Annotated in this window: 15 protein-coding genes; 10 read left to right on the top strand and 5 right to left on the bottom strand. The window is 60.9% G+C overall.

Annotation, left to right across the window (positions count from 1 at the left end; all coding sequences use genetic code 11):
- Positions 1–141 precede the first annotated feature (141 nt).
- Positions 142–1026, bottom strand: coding sequence for a DMT family transporter (locus R1T44_RS14315; protein ID WP_284726592.1), 885 nt, complete (start codon positions 1024–1026; stop codon positions 142–144).
- Between the two features lie 121 nt (positions 1027–1147).
- Positions 1148–1999: an IclR family transcriptional regulator gene (locus tag R1T44_RS14310; RefSeq protein WP_084589193.1), complete on the bottom strand. Its 852-nt coding sequence runs from the start codon at positions 1997–1999 to the stop codon at positions 1148–1150.
- 253 nt (positions 2000–2252) lie between these two features.
- Between R1T44_RS14310 and xsc the strand changes: the two genes are divergently transcribed.
- The 4 genes from xsc to R1T44_RS14290 all read left to right on the top strand — a co-directional run bounded on the left by xsc (position 2253) and on the right by R1T44_RS14290 (position 7075).
- Positions 2253–4073: a sulfoacetaldehyde acetyltransferase gene (gene xsc / locus R1T44_RS14305; protein ID WP_317292253.1), complete on the top strand. Its 1821-nt coding sequence runs from the start codon at positions 2253–2255 to the stop codon at positions 4071–4073.
- Positions 4074–4237: 164 nt separating this feature from the next.
- The gene (gene pta, locus R1T44_RS14300; protein WP_284726591.1) at positions 4238–5248 is read left to right on the top strand and encodes a phosphate acetyltransferase; all 1011 of its coding nucleotides are present in this window, start codon (positions 4238–4240) and stop codon (positions 5246–5248) included.
- A 193-nt stretch (positions 5249–5441) separates the two neighbouring features.
- Positions 5442–6260 (top strand): DUF6216 family protein, encoded by an 819-nt coding sequence (locus tag R1T44_RS14295; RefSeq protein WP_284726590.1) that lies wholly within the window; start codon positions 5442–5444, stop codon positions 6258–6260.
- A 44-nt stretch (positions 6261–6304) separates the two neighbouring features.
- Complete coding sequence (locus tag R1T44_RS14290; RefSeq protein WP_284726589.1) at positions 6305–7075, top strand: restriction endonuclease; 771 nt, start codon at positions 6305–6307, stop codon at positions 7073–7075.
- 270 nt (positions 7076–7345) lie between these two features.
- Here the strand turns inward: R1T44_RS14290 and R1T44_RS14285 are convergent, their stop codons facing one another.
- Both R1T44_RS14285 and R1T44_RS14280 read right to left on the bottom strand, forming a co-directional pair.
- Positions 7346–9094 (bottom strand): cobaltochelatase CobT-related protein, encoded by a 1749-nt coding sequence (locus R1T44_RS14285; RefSeq protein ID WP_317292252.1) that lies wholly within the window; start codon positions 9092–9094, stop codon positions 7346–7348.
- Positions 9091–10206: an AAA family ATPase gene (locus tag R1T44_RS14280; RefSeq protein ID WP_284726587.1), complete on the bottom strand. Its 1116-nt coding sequence runs from the start codon at positions 10204–10206 to the stop codon at positions 9091–9093. The genes R1T44_RS14285 and R1T44_RS14280 overlap by 4 nt, the downstream gene beginning before the upstream one ends.
- A gap of 171 nt (positions 10207–10377) precedes the next feature.
- Between R1T44_RS14280 and thiO the strand changes: the two genes are divergently transcribed.
- The 3 genes from thiO (at position 10378) to R1T44_RS14265 (ending at position 13712) form a co-directional block, all read left to right on the top strand.
- Positions 10378–11517, top strand: coding sequence for a glycine oxidase ThiO (thiO, locus tag R1T44_RS14275; protein ID WP_284726586.1), 1140 nt, complete (start codon positions 10378–10380; stop codon positions 11515–11517).
- A 228-nt stretch (positions 11518–11745) separates the two neighbouring features.
- Positions 11746–12132, top strand: a complete 387-nt coding sequence (locus tag R1T44_RS14270) for a nuclear transport factor 2 family protein (RefSeq protein WP_054555520.1) — start codon at positions 11746–11748, stop codon at positions 12130–12132.
- 116 nt (positions 12133–12248) lie between these two features.
- Entirely contained in the window at positions 12249–13712 is a 1464-nt protein-coding gene (locus tag R1T44_RS14265) for an NAD(P)/FAD-dependent oxidoreductase (RefSeq protein ID WP_284726585.1), read from the top strand.
- Between the two features lie 192 nt (positions 13713–13904).
- On the opposite strand, the gene pdxR is transcribed toward R1T44_RS14265, so the two are convergent.
- Positions 13905–15524, bottom strand: a complete 1620-nt coding sequence (pdxR, locus tag R1T44_RS14260) for a MocR-like pyridoxine biosynthesis transcription factor PdxR (protein WP_284726584.1) — start codon at positions 15522–15524, stop codon at positions 13905–13907.
- Between the two features lie 487 nt (positions 15525–16011).
- On the opposite strand from pdxR, the gene R1T44_RS14255 reads away from it, so the two are divergent.
- The 3 genes from R1T44_RS14255 (at position 16012) to R1T44_RS14245 (ending at position 19213) form a co-directional block, all read left to right on the top strand.
- Positions 16012–17103 (top strand): TRAP transporter substrate-binding protein, encoded by a 1092-nt coding sequence (locus tag R1T44_RS14255; protein WP_284726583.1) that lies wholly within the window; start codon positions 16012–16014, stop codon positions 17101–17103.
- A gap of 161 nt (positions 17104–17264) precedes the next feature.
- Positions 17265–17873: a TRAP transporter small permease gene (locus R1T44_RS14250; protein WP_284726582.1), complete on the top strand. Its 609-nt coding sequence runs from the start codon at positions 17265–17267 to the stop codon at positions 17871–17873.
- Positions 17870–19213 (top strand): TRAP transporter large permease, encoded by a 1344-nt coding sequence (locus R1T44_RS14245; protein ID WP_197738683.1) that lies wholly within the window; start codon positions 17870–17872, stop codon positions 19211–19213. Before R1T44_RS14250 ends, R1T44_RS14245 begins: the two co-directional genes overlap by 4 nt.
- The last annotated feature ends 25 nt before the right edge of the window (positions 19214–19238 follow it).

Below are 19238 nucleotides of genomic sequence, written 5' to 3'. Positions count from 1 at the left end.
GCTGAGCTGGTTGACCCGAATGACTGATGTCTGAGCTCTCCAGCCCCAAAAAGCTCTAAAACCAAAGCCCCATAAAGCAAAAGGCCCGCCCCATGAACCTCGTGTTCAGGGGCGGGCCTTTTTGCATCATGCGGCAAGTGGTCAGGCGACTTTCTGACGTGTCGGGAGGCGAATCAGGCGGGTGGCGATGGCGGTGCCCAGCAGAGTGATGCCCATGCCGGTGAGGATGCGCGCATCGATCACCTCATCGAGCAGCATGTTGCCCCACAGCAGCGCGCTGACCGGTACCAGGAAGGTCACCGAGGTGGTCGCGGTGGCGCCGGCGCTGGCCAGCAGGCGGAAGAAGATCAGGAAGGCGAGGCTGGTGCTGAGTGCCGCCAGCGCGATGGCGCTGCCCCAGGCTTCCAGGCTGACGCTGGTCGTCGGCCACATCCACAGGCCCGGAATCAGCAACAGCAGGGACGACATCAGCGAGCTGCCCGCGGCCAGTACCGGCGCCGGCAGGTGATTCAGGCGCTGGCGCGAGAAGTTGGAGGCGAAGCCGTAGCAGAAGGTCGCGCCGAGGGAGGCGAGAATGAACCAGCCGTCGCCGCCGAGCTGGAAGTCGAGGCGATCACTCGACAGCACATAGACACCGCTGAAGGCTATGGCCAGGCCGAGATACTGCTGCTTCTGGATCGGCGTGGCGAACAGCGCCATGCCCAGCAGCGCGGTGAACAGCGGCGTGGTGGCATTGATCAGCGAGGTGAAACCGGCCTCCAGCTGGGTGGTGGCCAGCGCCAGCAGGCAGAAGGGCAGCGCCTGACTGGTCAGCCCCAGCACCGCAAGCGGGCCCTTGTGCTCCCACAGCATCCTGAGGCGTCCCGCGCCCAGCAGCAGCGGGGCGAGTACCAGCGCACCGATGCCCATGCGCAGCAGTATCAGCGTGGTCGGGCCGAATTCCGGCGCGGCCACGCGCATGAAGATGAAAGACATGCCCCACAGGGTGGACAGCAGGACAAGACGCAAGGCATCGCTGGCGGACATGGTGTTCTCGACGTGGCGTGTGAAAGGCAGTCCGCTAGGCTAGCCCCTCATGCGCGTCACGGGAAGCACGACCTTGTACCTGTCGCTCTTCTTTCCCAGCCCCAGATCTAGCCCGCTGGCCTCAGGCGGAGGGTATCGCGCCGCGCTGGATGGCGGCGATATCGCGGGCGGCGCGCTCGAGTGCCGGCAGATGCTTGAGCATGTCCTCGCGCGACTGGCGCATCACCGGCGCCTGGATCGCCACGCCGATGTTAGAAGGCCCATCGGGATTGGGTGCCAGCACCGCGATGCACACCAGACCGGGCAGGAATTCCTCGTCATCCAGCGCGAAGCCCTGCTGACGGACCTGCTCGATCTCGGCCTCGACGGACTCGATGTCGGTCAGGGTGTTGCGCGTCATCGCGTTCAGCGGCGTGCCGGTCAGCAGGCGGCGGCGCTGGGCGGGCGGCATCTGGGCCAGAAACAGCTTGCCGCTGGCGGAGCAATGCACCGGCACCCGGGAACCGGGGTGCAGATAGAAGCGCAGCGGGGCCTGGGTCTCGACGCGGTCCAGATACAGCACCTCGCTGCCGGACAGCGCCGTGATGTTGCAGCTCTCGCCGACCTCTTCCATCAGCCGGTTGAGCACGCCGTGGCGGGCGCCCTGCACGGTGTCGTTGAGCAGCAGGTTCTCCGCCAGACGGCGCAGGCGGCTGCCCTTGCTGTAATGGCGGTTGTCCGCCTCGCGCTGCAGCATGCCGCTGCCTTCCAGCTGTTGCAGCATGCGGTGCAGCGTCGGCTTGGGCAGACCGGTCTCTTCCACCAGTCCCTGCAGGGTGAAGAACTGGTCCTTGGCGGCGATCACTTCCAGCAGCGCCAGCAGGCGCTGGGCGGGCGTATCGCCTTCTATCTTGCTGCCTTCCTTTCCGGTGTCCCTGTCTGCGTCCTTGCGGTCACGCGGCAGGCTCGCCTGGGGCTGGGTGGCACTGTTCATGGGCTATTCCCTCCTTCAATCCGTGCGCGGGGCAGTGTGGCGCCGAAACGCTCGGCCCGTCAGTGCCTTGCGTTGCTGTGCCTACTTTAACAGTACTCCATTCATCGAAAGAAGTTTCTAAAAAAGGAGTGTTTTTGATCATTTTCCGAAATCGGGCTTGACGGACCGCGCGGCGAGGGCTAATTTTGGTCACATGTTTCGGTAATCGGAACTAAATGTATCAATAAACATAAAATTTAGAGTTGGAGACGCCATGAGCACTCAAGACAGCGCAGACAATCGCAAGGTCGTGCAGGGCAAGCAGAAGATGACCCCTTCCGAGGCCTTCGTGGAAACCATGGTCGCCAATGGCGTCACCGACATGTTCGGCATCATGGGCTCCGCCTTCATGGATGCGATGGACATCTTCGCCCCGGCCGGCATTCGCCTCATTCCGGTGGTGCACGAGCAGGGCGCTGCCCACATGGCCGACGGCTATGCTCGCGTCTCCGGCCGTCACGGCATGGTCATCGGCCAGAACGGCCCGGGCATCTCCAACTGCGTCACCGGCATCGCGGCGGCTTACTGGGCGCACAGCCCGGTGGTCATCGTCACGCCGGAAGCCGGCACCACCGGCATCGGCCTGGGCGGCTTCCAGGAATGCAAGCAGCTGCCGATGTTCCAGGAATTCACCAAGTACCAGGGCCACGTGACGCACCCGTCGCGCATGGCGGAATACACCGGTCGCTGCTTCGACCGCGCCATGTCCGAGATGGGCCCGACCCAGCTCAACATTCCGCGTGACTACTTCTACGGCGAGATCGAATGCGAGATTCCGCTGCCGGCACGTGTCGACCGCGGCCCGGGTGGCAGCAAGAGCCTGGATGAGGCAGCCGAGCTGCTGGCCAGCGCCAAGTTCCCGGTCATCGTTTCCGGTGGCGGTGTGGTGATGGCCGATGGCGTCGAGGAGTGCAAGGCACTGGCAGAGCGTCTCGGCGCGCCGGTGGTCAACAGCTACCAGCACAACGATTCCTTCCCGGCCAGCCACCCGCTGTGGTGTGGTCCGCTCGGTTATCAGGGCTCCAAGGCGGGCATGAAGCTGATCTCCCAGGCCGATGTCGTCATCGCGCTGGGCACACGCCTCGGGCCGTTCGGTACCCTGCCGCAGCACGGCATGGACTACTGGCCGAAGGACGCGAAGATCATCCAGATCGACGCCGACCACAAGATGCTGGGCCTGGTGAAGAAGATCTCCGTCGGCATCTGCGGCGATGCGCGTGAAGCAGCCATCGCCCTGACCGAGCGCCTGTCCGGCCGCAATCTGGAATGCGATGCCTCCAAGGATTCGCGTCTGACCCAGATTCGTGAAGAGAAGGCCGCCTGGGAAGCCGAGCTGGATACCTGGACCCACGAGAAGGACGCCTTCAGCCTCGACGCCATCGAAGAAGCCAAGGACGAGAAGCCGTTCTCCGGCGGCGAATACCTGCACCCGCGTCAGGTACTGCGCGAGCTGGAAAAGGCCATGCCGGAAGATGTCATGGTGTCCACCGACATCGGCAACATCAATTCCGTGGCCCACAGCTATCTGCGCTTCGATCGTCCGCGCAGCTTCTTCGCCCCGATGAGCTTCGGCAACTGCGGCTATGCGCTGCCGACCATCATGGGTGCCAAGACTGCCGCGCCGGAACGTCCGGCCATCGCCTACGCCGGTGACGGCGCCTGGGGCATGAGCCTGATGGAAATCATGACCGCCGTGCGTCACGACATTCCGGTCACCGCCGTCGTCTTCCACAACCGTCAGTGGGGCGCCGAGAAGAAGAACCAGGTCGAGTTCTACAACCGTCGCTTCGTCGCCGGTGAGCTGGACAACGAAAGCTTCGCCGAGATCGCGCGCTCCATGGGTGCCGAAGGCATCACCGTCGACCGTCTGGAAGACGTGGGCCCGGCCCTCAAGAAGGCCATCGACATGCAGATGAACGAAGGCAAGACCTGCGTCATCGAGGTGATGTGTACTCGCGAACTGGGCGACCCGTTCCGCCGCGACGCCCTCAAGAAGCCGGTGCGTCTGCTCGAGAAGTATCAGGATTACGTGTAACGCCCATCGCTGATCGCGCTGTGCAGGTCATGGATGGCAGCGCGATGAAGCGGGTGTAGCGCGACGCGCAAGCAGGACTGGAACTCTCCCTTGCCCCGGCCATTTCAGATGTCCGGGGCTTTTTGGATGTGTCGGCTGCCTGCAAGGGCAGCGAGGAGACAGACATGAAGGCACTCAACAACATTCTGGCGCGGGCCAAGGCAGACCCGCGTCGCATCGTGCTCTGCGAAGGGCAGGACATGCGGGTGGTGCAGGCGGCGGTGAGCGCGGCGGAGCAGGGCCTGGCGCAGGTGATGGTGGTCGGCGACCCCATCGTCATCGCCGCCACCGCCAGAGAAGCCGGGCTTGAGGATCAGGCGCTGGCACGGCTCGAGCTGATCGACCCCGTCACCTCCGAGCATACCGCCAGGCTTGCCGAGGCGCTGCACGCGCATCGCGCGGCCAAGGGCATGACGGCGGAGCAGGCCGCCGAGAAGATTCATGATCCGCTGACGTTCGCCAACATGATGGTGCGCGAAGGGCTGGCGGATGGCTCGGTGGCCGGTGCCGTGCTCACCACTGCCGATGTGGTGCGCACCGCCATTCAACTGCTGGGGCTGGCGCCGGGCAGCAAGCTGGTCTCCAGCTTCTTTCTGATGATGCTGTGCAAGCCGTTCCACAACCTGAAGGGCGGGATGATCTTCTCGGACTGCGGGCTGGTGATCGACCCCGATGCCGAGGAGCTGTCGCAGATCGCGCTGGCCGCCGCCGACAGCGCCCAGGCTCTGCTCGGGGAAGACCCGCGCGTGGCGATGCTGTCGTTCTCCACCAATGGCAGCGCGCATCACGCCTCAGTGGACAAGGTGGTGCAGGCCGCGCATCGGGTACGCGAGCAACGCCCGGATATCGCCATCGATGAAGACGTGCAGCTCGACGCCGCCATCGTAGCGGAAATCGCCGAGCGCAAGCTGCCCACCTCCCGTGTCAAAGGCACCTCCAACGTGCTGGTGTTCCCCAATCTGGAAGCCGGCAATATCGGCTACAAGCTCGCCGAACGCATCGGCGGTGCTGAAGCCATCGGCCCGCTGCTCCAGGGCCTCGCCAAACCCGCCAACGACCTCTCGCGCGGCTGCTCCACCGCCGACATCCTCAATGTCATTGCGGTCACTGTCGTCCAGGCACAGCAGCGTACCTAGTAAGTTTGATCCCTAGCTTATTTTCTAAATTCAAATCAGCAATTAATAGGTCGGGTAGCCGAATTCTACCCGTTCTATTTTGTATGATACTGTTTTCAGTATTTTTTACTGTCACATTCCCCTTTTTTTGATTTTATTCTAGAATGATTCATGTTTATAGTTTTTCTAATATTTCTGGTGAGGGGAGGTTAAGGTGGAAACGATTTACTCTAATTTATGGGAGCTGCCCAGTTTTAGTGCTGCATTATTGTTTTTAATGATCTGTTCAGTCGTATATTTTCATACGAGGTCTGGGTCGTCTTATGGACTGTTAAGTCGTTTTTATACATTGATTACAGGAGGAAATGACTTTTATGACACCTCTCTACAAAACTTTTGGAAAACTAGGCAGGATGTCGAAAGATTTAATGCTTTGTTTAATATTGGTGCAAAATCTATTGATGATGCTAAAAAGTTTAAAGCTTGGATTGAAACGCATAATTTAGAAATAAATAGAGTTAGTAGTACAAGTGGATATTTTGATTTCCAAAATATGAGAATAAGAAAGGTGAAGCCTACTAAATTGATATTGAGTTTTAGTGCTGTTTTGTTTTTTCTTGCTTTCTCTTGTTTGTCTTTTGGCATTGGTGTTACAGATTATGCAATAGTTAGGTTTACAGATGATCAAAAATGGTTCGGGTTAAATAAAAATGAAGCAAAGAGTATAAGAGTTAACCCATTTTCTTTCAATGCTTCTGAATGGGTAATAAGTGAGAAAGTTTGTAAGCTTGATGATTATATGCACTCGCAACAGGTAATAAACTCTAAACTAAATAGATATGAAGTTGATTTTGTATGTGGTTCTTTTACTAATGGCGCTGAAATAAAAAGGATAAATTCAATTAAAGATGATCAAAGTAAATTTATATTTTTATCAATGATATCGTCTGTGCTTTTTTTGGGCTTTATCAATAAGCTTTTTAGGTTGATCAAGGTGAAAGAAGCAAGGACCTACGTGATGAAAAATACATGAAACACAATATTTTATATTATAATAGAAGCTAAAAAGGTATTGGTATGATCGATAGAGAAGAATTTACTGATTGGCATGATTTACAAAATTCTGTTTGTAGGCTATTACAAGACGTCGGACTTATAGCTAACACTGAGGTTAACATTGGAACACCGAGAGGCTCCGTTGAGGTCGATGTTTATGCTATAGATATGGATAGTCTTGATAATATTAGCTATGTGGTCGAATGTAAAAATTGGAACACCAAAATACCTCAAGCTATTGTGCATGCTTTTACTACTGTTATGCACGAAACAGGAGCTAATATAGGGTGCTTGATTACTAAGAGAGGCCTGCAGTCTGGGGCTGAGAGCTATATCAAAAATACGAATATACATGGTTTGACGTATGAGGAATTTCAGAAAAAGTATTTTTCTGCTTGGTGGGATAGATATTTTTGTCCTACGGTTGGTGATGCTGCATATCGAGTTCACTTGTATACTGAGCCACAAAATACTAGATGCTGGCATGCGTATGAAATCTTATCATTAGAGGAGAAAATTAAATTTCAAAAACTGCGAGGAAAATATTCAGCGATAATAAGTTTTCTTATGGTGTTTTCGATGAAAAGAGATTTTTTTACTAATGATTATCCAAGTTTTTTGGAAGTGCCTAAGTCATTATCGGAACAAAAAGAAAAGATGAACTTAATTGTTTCACCCTATGTGGATATCAATTGCAGTAACTTTCGCGACTTGCACGCGAAGTTGCTTGAATTTATTACTGATGCTGAGAATGAATTTAATGAAATTTTTGGAGGTTACATGTGTGATTAATATTAGGCTAATATTACATTTCAATCACATTCCCTGATGTCGAAACCCTAGCGCCATGTGATACACGATTTCATCGGCGAGGGCATTGTCGCGGGGGGGGGGCGTTTCGAGGTTAATGATCCACTGGGCAGGGTAGTCGGCGCAGAGAACCAGCCCGAGGCCGAGAATGGCCTGGCGGCGAGAGCGGGGCAGTTGGGCAATCACCGGATCACGCGGGTGGTTGAGGAGTGAGATGTCGTTGCTGGTAGAGCACCGTGTGCTCGCAGCAGCTCACATCCCCTGATGCCGACACGCCAGCGCCATGTGATAGACGATTTCATCGGCTAGGGCGTTGTCGAGGGTGCGTTCAAGATCGATGATCAGCTGGTTGGGGTAGTAGGCACTGAGGTCCAGCCCGACGCCGAGGCCGAGGATGGCCTGGCGGCCGGAGCGGGTCTGTTGCGCGACAACCTGCTTGAGGTGGCTGTCGAGGTAGTGCTCGTCATTGGCCATGTTGGTGGCGCTGTCACAGGGGCTGCCATCGGAGATGACGACCAGCAGACGGCGCGCGCCTTCGTCGGCAGGAGTGTTATCGGCCAGACGTGAGCAGGCCCATTGCACGGCTTCGCCATCCACGCCTTCGCGGTAGAGATCGGCCTTGAGCAGGGCGCCGAAGTTGCGGCGCGCACGTCGCCACGCCAGTGAGGCGGGCTTGAAGACCAGATACTGCACTTCATTCAGGCGGCCCGGACGCGCGGGCTTGCCGGCGCGTCGCCAGTCCTTCAGGGCGCGGCCGCCATTCCAGGCGCCAGTGGTGAAGCCGAGCACCTCGGTGGGCACACCGGCCATGTCGAGCGCGCGGGCGAGTATCTCGATCAGCATCGCCACCGCCTCGCCATGCACCTTCATCGAACCGGAGCAGTCGATCAGGAAACTGACCTGCGCACTGGCCTCGGGCACCCAGCGCTCGCGCTGGAAGACCCGCCGCTCGGCCGGTGAGGAGATCACCTGACTCAGCCGCCGCCCATCGATGATTCCTTCCTCCTCCCCGAAGTGCCAGCCCTCACGCTGCGGCGAGCTGAAATGGCGCGCCAGCTGACGTGCCAGGCGCCGCACGTTGATCTTCTGCTCCGCCAGACGCGTATCCAGCGCCTGACGATACTCATCGAGCAGGGCCGCGCGCATGCGCCTGGCCGGTTCCAGCTCGCGGTCATAGGCCGTGGTGAACACCTGATAGGGCAGCAATTCCTCCGGCGCGCCACGCCGATGGCTCGGCAGCTGCGACGCCGCCTGCTCCTCGAGCAGACTCGCTTCCTCATCCTCGTTTTCCAGAAACAGCGCGAAGCGTTGGCTGGCTTCTGACTCGTCATCCTCCTCGCCGTCCTGCTCCTCCAGTGATGCGGCCAGTTCCTGCTCCAACCACAGGCTGATGTTCAGCGCATGCTGCTGATAGGCCGCCTGATCGAAACGCGTGCGTCTCAGCCCCGCCATGTCAGCGCCCAGCGCCTGATAGAAGGAGGCGCGCGTCGTCTCGATGTAATCCTCCGTCTCGTGGATCACCGCACAGGCCATCAGGCGCGACCAGCACGACTGGATGACGCTGTAGATGAGGATGCCGCTGCTCGTCTCGGTCAGGCCCGCGTGATAGAAGGCCAGGCACCAGTCGGTGAAGCGCCGCGCCAGATTCTCCTTCACGCCGGGCATGTCAGGGTCGACCAGCGCCTCGACGCGCAGCTGCTCCAGCAGGTCATAGATCAGGCGGGTTTCCGGCAGCGCCGGACGCGCCGCCAGATGCAGCGCCTCGTCGGTGTGGACCAGGCGCAGCGCGATGGCATCGCTGACCGCGCGATAGTTGTCGAGCGTGCAGTCATCTTCCTCAAGGCGCAGATGCGGCGTGCGCAATGGCAACGCCTGAGCATGCCGACTCAGGCGCCGCCCCCGATAGGCCCAGCCGGCCTGACCGCTGAGTGCCCCGAGACTCGCCGCAGAAAGCTCCTCGAGATACTGCTGACGACGGCGTACCTGCTGGGCCGCACTCATGCCCGGGCTCCCTTGTCGCTGTCCTGTTCATCCATCAGGTCGCTCTCCATCAGCGCCGCGGATTCCTCCAGTTCCTTGACGAAACAGCGCTGATAGAACTCGGCGACCAGCGGGCGCTCATGCTCATCGCACTTGTTGAGGTAGGAGAGACGGAAGGCCAGCGCCGGGTTGCGGAAGATCTCGCAGTTCTCCGCCCAGGTGATCACGGTGCGCGGCGACATCAGGCTCGACAGGTCGCCATTGGCGAAGCCCTTGCGGGTGAGGTCGGCCACCGCGACCATCGCGCGAATCAGGGCGCGGCCACGCTCGTTGTCCTTGGCGGGCACACGCGCCAGCACGATCTTCACCTCTTCCTCACGCGGCAGGTAATCCAGCTTGGCGACGATGTTCCAGCGGTCGATCTGCGCATGGTTGAGCAGCTGGGTGCCGTGATAGAGCCCATCCTGATTGCCAAGCCCGACGGTATTGGCGGTAGCGAACAGCCGGAATTGCGGATGCGGGCGAATCACGCGGTTCTGATCGAGCAGCGTGAAGTGGCCGTCACGCTCCAGAATGCGCTGGATGACGAACATCACGTCCGGGCGGCCGGCATCGTACTCATCGAAGATCAGCGCGATGGGGCGGGTCAGCGACCAGGGCACGATGCCTTCCTGGAATTCGGTGACCTGCACGCCGTCGCGAATCACGATGGCGTCCTTGCCGACCAGATCCAGCCGGCTGACATGGCCGTCGAGATTGACGCGCAGGCACGGCCAGTTGAGACGCGCGGCGATCTGCTCGATATGGGTCGATTTGCCGGTGCCGTGCAGGCCCTGAACCATCACGCGGCGGTTGTTGGTGAAGCCGGCGAGGATGGCGAGGGTGACGTCGGGATTGAAGCGATAGGCGTGGTCGATTTCCGGCACGTGGGCGTCGCGCTCCACAAATACCGGCACCTTGAGGTCACTGTCGATGCCGAACAGCTCGCGCACGCCGCGCAGCTCAGTGGGCTGCAACTGGCCGGCGGGCAGCGGTTGCTCGGCAGAGGCGGCGGGGCCTGCATCGCTGGCAGGGCTTGCATCATTGGCAGAGCTTTCATCACTGCTGGAAGGCGTCAAGGTGGCGTCGCTCACGGGGTGTCTCCCTCGTCATTCTTGTTGGTGGCTGCCCGGCAGACCTGTCGCGGGGAGACAGGCAAACCGGGCGGCGGCAATGCTGTGAATATAGCTTTGTTTCTAAAAATAATGCAAATCGTATCGAAATATGAGATTTGTGATTATTCATTCCCCGCAGGAGCAAGGCAGATGAGCGATACCCTGATCATTGGTGGCGGCGTGATGGGCATGATGATGGCGTGGCAGCTGGCCGAGGCCGGCCAGACGGTCACGCTGCTGGAGCGCGGTCAGTGCGGACGCGAGGCATCGTGGGCCGGTGGCGGCATCGTCTCGCCGCTGTATCCGTGGCGCTATTCGAGTGCCATCTCATCACTGTCACGCTGGTCAGAAGGCGAATACCCCAGGCTTGCCGAGGCGCTCAAGGACGCCACCGGCATCGACCCCGAATACCGCCAGAAGGGCCTGATCTATCTGCGGGTCGAGGATGAGGCGCTGGCGCTGGACTGGGCGCGCACCCAGCACAAGCCGCTGGAGGTGATCGAGCGTGAGGCGCTCTACGCGCGCGAGCCGCATCTGGCCAGTGGCCATCAGCAGGCGCTATGGATGCCGACGCTCGGCAGCATCCGCAATCCGCGCCTCGGTCAGGCGCTGCGTGCGCGTCTGCTGGCGCATCCGCGTATCCGGGTGCGTGAAGAGTGCGAGGTCACGCAGCTGGTGCTTGCCACGCCATCGCGTGTCACGGGCGTCCGGCTTGTTGATGAGACCCTCAGCGCAGACAACGTCGTGGTGTGTGGCGGCGCCTGGAGTGGCAAGTTGCTCGCCGCCGCCGGTGTGCTACTGCCGGTGCGGCCGGTGAAGGGCCAGATGATGGTGTTCAATCCGGTGGCGGCGGGGCTTTGCAGTGTGGATGCGCCGCTGCTGTCGCGGGTGGTGCTGTGCGATGGCCGCTACGTGATTCCGCGCGCCGATGGGCGGATTCTGATCGGCTCGACCCTGGAGCATCAGGACTTCGACAAGTCCACCACCGCGCAGGCGCGCGAGTCGCTGCATGCCAGCGCCGCGAGCATTCTGCCGGCGCTGGGTGAGCTGGCGCCGGAGCATCACTGGGCCGGCCTGCGTCCGGGCACGCCGGATGGTACGCCCTTCATCGGCGCGGTGCCGGGGCTTGATGGCCTCTACGTGAATGCCGGTCACTATCGCAATGGCCTGGTGCTGGCGCCCGCCGCCACGCGCCTGCTCAGCGACATCCTGCTCGGGCGCGAGAGCTTCATGTCAGCGGAGGCCTTCATGCCACCGGGTGTGGCAGCGCCCACGGCCCTCGCAGGCTGACTCTCCCCAGGGCGGCGCTTGGTCGGCCTTGGTACAGCATCAGCGCGGCGCGATGGGACCAGTTGGCACCAGGGCAGCCCCCTTGGTGCCAACTGGCCCAATCGGTGGCAGCCAACTGGTGCTAAAGGGCGGTGCAAGTGTCGGCGTAGTCTCGGGTCATGGCGCAGCGCTTGCTGCCGCTCATCAGCTCAACAACAAGCCCAACAACAAGACTGCGGAGCCCGACCCATGACTCACCAAGCCACCATCGAACTGCTGACCGCCTTCTGCGACGCCCTCAACCGTCACGACATCGACGACTGCCTGTCGATGATGACCGATGACTGCGAATTCCTCGCCATCGCCGGGCCGGAACTCGAAGGCAAGACCTTCGCCGGTCAGGACGCCGTGCGTGCGGGCCTCTCCGCCGCCTGGCAGAACGCGCCGGATGCCCAGTGGATCGACGCGGAAATCTTCGCCGATGGCGAGCGTGGCTTCGTCATCAGCACCTACACCGGCACCACCGCCGATGGCGCGCGCAGCGAAGCGCGCATGATCGACGCCTTCACGCTGCGTGATGGCAAGATCGCGATCAAGAATGCCTTCCGCAAGAACCGTCCGCCCGTCAACGTCTGAGCGCCAGCGGCGCACCGATCAGGGAAGAGGTTTCTGAAGCTGTCTTTGCCTCGGGGGCGGCACGTCATGGCGTCAGGTCGTGGCGTGCGTCCCGTGGGTGAGAGGAGGTGTTCGAGATGGAAACTATCGTGCAGCACGGCGCCCGGCCGTCGGACATGGGCAACGAATCAGAGCAGCGCCCGGCCACTCAGGCCTCGCGGCCCTATGACCCGGCCTACGACCCGCTGGTGAGCGCCACCCCTGGCGAAGGGCGCGACTACGCGCCGACCTACTGGGTCGCCACCGCCGGTGAGCCGCCGGCAGACGATGGCCCGGTGATGGGCGATATCGACGCCGACGTGGTGATCGTCGGCTCCGGCTTCACGGGGCTGACCGCCGCCATCGTGCTGGCCGAGAAGTACGGCATCAAGGCCACCGTGCTGGAGGCCAATCGGGTCAGCTGGGGCTGTTCGACCCGCAATGGCGGTCAGGCGCAGTGCGCCACCGGCCGCCTCAAGCGCTCGCAGTGGATCGAGCGTTACGGCCTCGAGGCCGCCCACGGCCTGCACCGCGAGTGCGTCGAGGGCATGGAGAATTTCAAGGAACTGATCAAGGACATCGACTGCGATCCGCAGCCGGGCGGCCATCTGTATATCGCCCACCGCGAGCGCATGATGCCGGGGCTGGAGAAGGAAGCGCGCCTGTTGCGCGAGACCTTCAATTACGATGCCCGCATCATCGATGGCGCCACGGTGCGCAATGAGTGGGTCGGTGATGAAGAGGCCTGCGGCGCGATGCACGAGCCGGAAGGTATCGGCGTGCACCCGGGCAAGTTGGCCTTCGGCTATCTGCGCAAGGCGCGCCGCCTGGGCGTCAAGGTGCACCCGGCAAGCCCGGTGGAGAGTTGGGAGACCCGCGATGGCGTGCACTATCTGACGACGCCGGGTGGCGTGGTCAAGGCGCGCTCGGTGGGCATGGCGACTGGCGGCTACACCTCCGGCAAGCTGCATCCGGAGCTCGACAAGCGCCTGATGCCGGTGCTCTCCAATTCGCTGGTGACGCGCCCGCTGACGGCGCAGGAAATCGAGGCGACCCGCTTCCATACCCATCAGGTGCTCACCGATACCCGCATGCTGCGCCACTACTATCGCCTGCTGCCGGACAACCGCCTGCAGATCGGCAGTCGCAGTGCCGTCTCGGGGCGTGACGCGCCCAAGGCGCAGTACGAGCAGCTGCTGATCGCCGACATGCACCGCAAGTTCCCCGCGCTGAGCGGCATCGAGGTCGATTACTCCTGGTGGGGCTGGGTGGATGTCAGCCACGACATGATGCCGCGCATCCATCAGCCGGACCCCAAGCAGAGCATCTATTACGCCATGGGCTATGGCGGCAACGGCGTGATGTATTCCGCCCAGGCGGGCAAGCGCCTCGCCCAGTGGATCGCCAGGGACGCGGCGGATCTCGTACTGCCGATCTTCCAGTCACGCCTGCCGTATCCCAATGTGCTCAACAAGGTCGAATCCCCGCTGTTCGCACCGTTCCGCCGCACCGGCCAGCGTTGCCTGTATCGCTGGTACGCGATGAAGGATGAGGCGCAGTAGGTGTGACTCGCCACTGACGCCACGATGACCCGGATGCTCCCGCATTGATCGATTTCATGATCAGTGCGGGAGCATCTTTGTTATCCAGAAGATAATCATTGCGGGTTGTTGTTGCTTGGGAGGGGCAGGGTTTGCCTCGCCATGGCCGATACGGCGACTCGTCTCGCCTTTCATCTCCTCGCAAGGGTCAGGCTAGCTGGCGCGCTGCCGACGTGATGCGCCGTGGGGAGTGGGCAGGGCGGGCTGAGGGGGTAACGGCTGTGCTTGTGTTTCCGGTGCGTCCGTCTTCGTTGCGTCCGTCTCCGGTGCTTCTGTCTCTGCATCAGCAACCGACGGCGCCTCCTCCATCGCCAGCGGCACCAGTGCGGCCAGCTTGAGGATGCCGGCCTCGATGCGTGATTCCGGAATCGCCGAGAATCCAAGCCGGAAGTAGTGGCGGTGGCTGTCGCGATCACAGAAGAAGTGCAGGTCACCGACCTCGATCAGGATGCTCTGCTCGCGGGCGAGGGCGGCCAGGCGGTGGGCATTCAGGCTCTTCGGGCCGTGCATCCAGAAGCAGGAGCCGCCGTAGGTGGCCGGCGTGCTCATCATCGGCAGATGGCGCTGGATGGCGTCACGCATCAGCAGGAAGCGACGCTGCATCACCTGGTGCATCTGATTGATCAGGCTGTCGTGGTAGCCCCGGGCGATGAACAGCCCCACCGCACGCTGATTGTTGGTCGGCGGATGGCGCAGCATCAGGCGGCGCAGGGCGCGGGCCTCTCGAATCAGGGTCGGGTGCGCGACCATGTAGCCCAGGCGCAGACCGGGGGCGAGGGTCTTGGAGAGGCTGCCGACATAGATGACGCGCTTGTGGCGGTCGAGGCTCTTGAGCGCGGGTGTCGGGTTGTCAGCGTAGTTGCTCTCGCTCTCGTAGTCGTCCTCGATGATCAGGAAGTTGCCGGTCTCGGCCATGTCCAGCAGCTGGCGGCGGCGCTCCAGCGGCAGGGTGATGGTTGTCGGCGACTGGTGGCTGGGCGTGACATACACCAGGCGGCAGTCCTTGAGCGATTCCAGCGGCTGCATGCCCTTGTCGTCGATGGGCAGCAGCTGGATGTCATCGGTGAAGGTGCTGGCGATGTTGTACATGTCGACGTAGCCGGGGTTCTCCATCGCGAAGCGCTGGCCCTGCTTGAGCAGCAGCATGCAGCTGACCCACAGCGCCTGCTGCGTGCCCACCGTGATCAGGATTTCCTCCGGGCTTGCCCAGACACCGCGGCGGGGCAGCAGCCGCTGGTGAATCTGCTCGATCAGCAGCGGGTCGTCATTGTTGAGGTGGTCCACCGACCAGCTGCGAATCGACGGCACGCTCATCGAGTCGCGGCTGCATTCGCGCCAGTGCTGGGTGGGGAAGAATTCCGGGTCCAGCTGGCCATAGAGAAAGGGGTAGTCGTACTGGTGCCAGTCGCCGGGCTTCTCGATGGCGCGCTGCTCAGAGGGCTTGAAGGCCAGCCGCTCATCCCAGTCGAGGCTGTCGGCCTCGATGTCATTGAGGCGCACCGGCGTGTCGGCGCGACCCTTGAGAATCTCGGGATTGATGAAGTAACCGCTGCGCTCGCGGGCGATCAGAAAGCCGTCTTCCAGCAGCTGCTCATAGGCCAGCATCACGGTATTGCGCGCGACATTCAGCTCGCGGGCCAGCTTGCGACTGGAGGGCAGCGCGACATCACGTGGCAGATGGCCTTCGAGAATCGCCTGGGAAATCTGCTCGCGAATCTGGAATTGCAGGCTTTCCTTGCGCGAGGAATCGAGGTGAAACAGCGGATGGCTCATGCGTGTTCTCTATTGTTTTCGCGAGCGTGTCGTCACGAGGACTTTCCAGCGGAAGTGCCCGTTTTATATGCATTTTCTGTACCTGATTGCCCTGCGGTGCGCCGTCAGTGAGCGGCGCGCGGGACACTGCCTGCCCTGAGGTGGCAGCCACCGGTACGGCTTCATTGAGGCAGACCCCCGTCGGGAGAGCAATAGCCAGCCGGGACTGGCCCCATCGATGCCGACGGACTGGTTCTATCGAGGAATGGCGCACGGGGAGAAAGTGATCTGGCAGGTACAACGAAAGCACAGTTCAAGCACGACGCGACTTCACACTCCCTTTCCTGGGGCTGTAGATGAGCAGGTGATGGCAATCGTGAATGACATGAGACGCTGCAGGATAATGGTGCAGACGCGAAGTCATTGACGATATGAGGTGCAGTACCCCGCTCGCTATCACGCGCAGCCGTCAGGAGCCCGCAACAACAATAACGACGGGACAGACAAGATGATCGACTCGACACAGACCCTTTCAGACCTCCGCTTGCTGACTCGCACTGGCGTATCTCGCACCAGCGTATCTCGCGCCAGCGCCTTCAAGTCCTCGCTGGCCATCGCGGTGACTGCCGCGAGTCTGGGCATGGCCGCTGGCGCCAATGCCGCGACCTGGAAGATGGCCCTCGGCGATGCCGCCGGCGGCACCCAGTATGAACTGGGCAAGACCTTCGCAAGCCTGGTGGAAGAGAAATCCGGCGGCGACATCAAGGTGGACCTGTTCCCCAACGGCCAGCTGGGCAGCGAGCAGGATACCGTCAACAACGCCAGCATGGGCCTCGTTGACCTGTCCGTGGTGGCGATCAACAACCTGACGCCATTCTCGCCGACCGTCGGCGTGCTGACCTTGCCGTATGTCATCCACGGCCCGGACGATGCCAAGGCGCTGACGCAAGGCAAGATCGGCGATGAGCTGCGCGAGAACACCCTGCGTGATTCCGGTATCCGTATTCTGGGCTGGGCCTATTCCGGCTGTCGTCGTCTGACCAATTCCAAGCAGGCGGTCGCCTCACCGGAAGACCTGGAAGGCATGGTCATTCGCGTGCCCAAGAACGAGATCATGATCTCCTCCTACCAGTCCTGGGGCGTCAACCCCAACCCGCTGGCGTGGTCCGAGACCTTCACCGCCCTGCAACAGGGCGTCGTCGATGGTCAGGACAATCCCTACATCACCATCGATGCCATGAAGTTCTATGAGGTGCAGAACCACGTCACCGACAGCTGTTACGTGTTCTCGATGGAACCGCTGATCATGGGCGAAGGCACCTTCCAGAGCCTCAGCGAAGAGAATCAGCAACTGGTGCTGGCCGCCGGTGAAGAGGCGACGTCGCACAGCTACGACTATCTGCTGGCCACCGAGGATTCCATCAAGAAATCACTGGTGGAAGAGCACGGCATGACCATCACCCAGCCCGCCAATGACGAGCAGGAATGGATCGCCAAGGCCTCCAGCATCTGGCCGGACTTCTATGACAGCATCGGCGGCCGCGACAAGCTGGTCGAGGTGCTCGAGACCCTCGGACGTGATCCGTCCACCGCGCCCTGAAGACCTCCTGAACGGCTGAGGCTTTCAAGGCCCGCCCGGATTCCCCTGCCTGCCGGCACCTGTCATGAGCATGCCAGGAGCATGTCGTCGACATGTGATCGCTGGCAGGGGAAACGTGGCGTCAAGTGGTCATCGCTGGCGATGTCGGGGGATGTGTATCCATGCGGGTATTGTTGAAGTTTCTGGATAATATCGAGAACTATCTCTGCCAGTTCCTGCTGGTGGTGTTCGTCATCATTCTCTTCACGCAGATCATGCTGCGTAACCTTTTCAGCTACTCGATTCCCTGGGGAGACGAGTTGGCGACCTATGCCTTCGTGTGGTTTGCCTATCTGGGCGCTGTCTACGCCACACGCATGTCGGCGCATAACCGCGTGACCTTCCAGTTTCGATTCCTGCCGCGTTGGGTGGAAACCCTCTGCGGTGTGCTGACCGATATCATCTGGATCGCCTTCAATGCGGTGTTCATCTATTACAGCTACGACTTCGTGTTCAACAAGATGAATCTGTTCTGGAAGTCACAGACGCTGGGTGTGCCGATGAAGTACTTCTATCTGATTCTGCCGCTGGCCTTTACCGCCATGACGGTGCGCATCATCCAGACCAATTATCTCAAGTTCGTGCGCAAGGAAGACATCGTGGACCCGGATTCCCAGGCAATGGAGGAATTGAAGCAGGGCGGTGACGGCCAGGCCACTGATCCACAGGCCAGTGATCCACAGGCCAGCGACGCACAGCCCAGTGACAGACAGGAGGGCGGCAAGTCATGATCGATTCCACCATCATCTACATCCTGTTTGGCGTCTTCTTCCTGCTGCTGGTACTGGGTGCACCAATCACCGTCTCGCTGGGTGTCGCGGCGCTGGCGACCTATCTGAGCATCGATGAAAACCCGATGGCGTTCGTGCAGATCGCCTTTACCTCGGTGGGTTCCTTCCCGCTGATGGCCTTGCCGGCCTTCATTCTGGCCGGGGCGCTGATGGAGGCCGCCGGCATCTCGCGACGGCTGGTCGATATCGCCGAGGCCTTCGCCGGACCGGTAACTGGGGGGCTCGCCGCCGCCACGGTATTTGCCTGCATGTTCTTCGGTGCGATTTCCGGCTCGGGACCGGCCACCACGGCGGCGGTCGGCATGCTGATGATTCCGGCGATGGCCAAGCGCGGCTACGACCGTGGCTATGCCTCGGCGATCACGGCCTCTTCCGGTGGGCTGGGGGTGGTGATTCCGCCGTCGATCCCGATGGTGATCTTCGGGATTTCCGGCATGGGCCTGCAGCCGCCGCCTGAAGCGGTGGCCATGCACGGTGACTTCCAGACCCTGTCGATCCCGAAACTGTTCATCGCCGGCGTCATGCCCGGCGTGGTGATCGCCGGCTTCCTGCTGATGATCAACTACGTGATCTCGAAGAAACGCGGCTATCGCGGGCTGACCAACAGCTGGTCGTGGCCACATATTCGCGCCACCTTGAAGAAGGGTGTCTGGTCGATGCTGGCACCCTTCATCATCCTGGGCGGCATCTACAGCGGCCTCTTCACGCCGACCGAATCCGCCATCGTCGCCATCGTCTACACCCTGATCGTCGGCATCTTCCTGCACAAGGAACTCAAGTGGAAGCCGACGCTGCGCACCCTGGAGACCACCACCTGGATCACCGGTCGCGTGCTGCTGATCCTATTCACGGCGACGGTCTTCGGGCGGCTGCTGGTCGAGCAACGCGTGCCGGCCCATATCGCCGAGGGCATGCTGGCGATGACCGACAACCTCTACCTGATCTGGGCGATGATCATCTTCTTCCTGCTGTTCGTCGGCATGTTCATGGAGACATTGGCCGCGATCATGATTCTCACCCCGGTGCTGCTGCCGATCATGTACATGCTGGGGATGGACCCGGTGCACGTCGGCATCGTGGTGGTCTGCGCCTTGGCCATCGGCTTCCAGACGCCGCCATTGGGGGAGAACCTCTTCGTGGCCTCGGGGATAGGCGGCGCCTCCATCGAGGAGATTTCCCTGAAGGCATTGCCGTTCGCGGCGGGCTCGGTGGCGGCCATCTTCCTGATCGCCTATGTGCCTGAAATCTCGCTGTGGCTACCCAGAGTGATGGGTTACTGAAGCGCCATCTGAACGCTAGCCCTGC

It is taken from the genome of Cobetia amphilecti (assembly GCF_032923285.1).
In the GTDB taxonomy this organism is placed as follows: Bacteria; Pseudomonadota; Gammaproteobacteria; order Pseudomonadales; family Halomonadaceae; genus Cobetia; species Cobetia amphilecti.
This window is presented reverse-complemented; position numbering and strand designations above follow the sequence as displayed.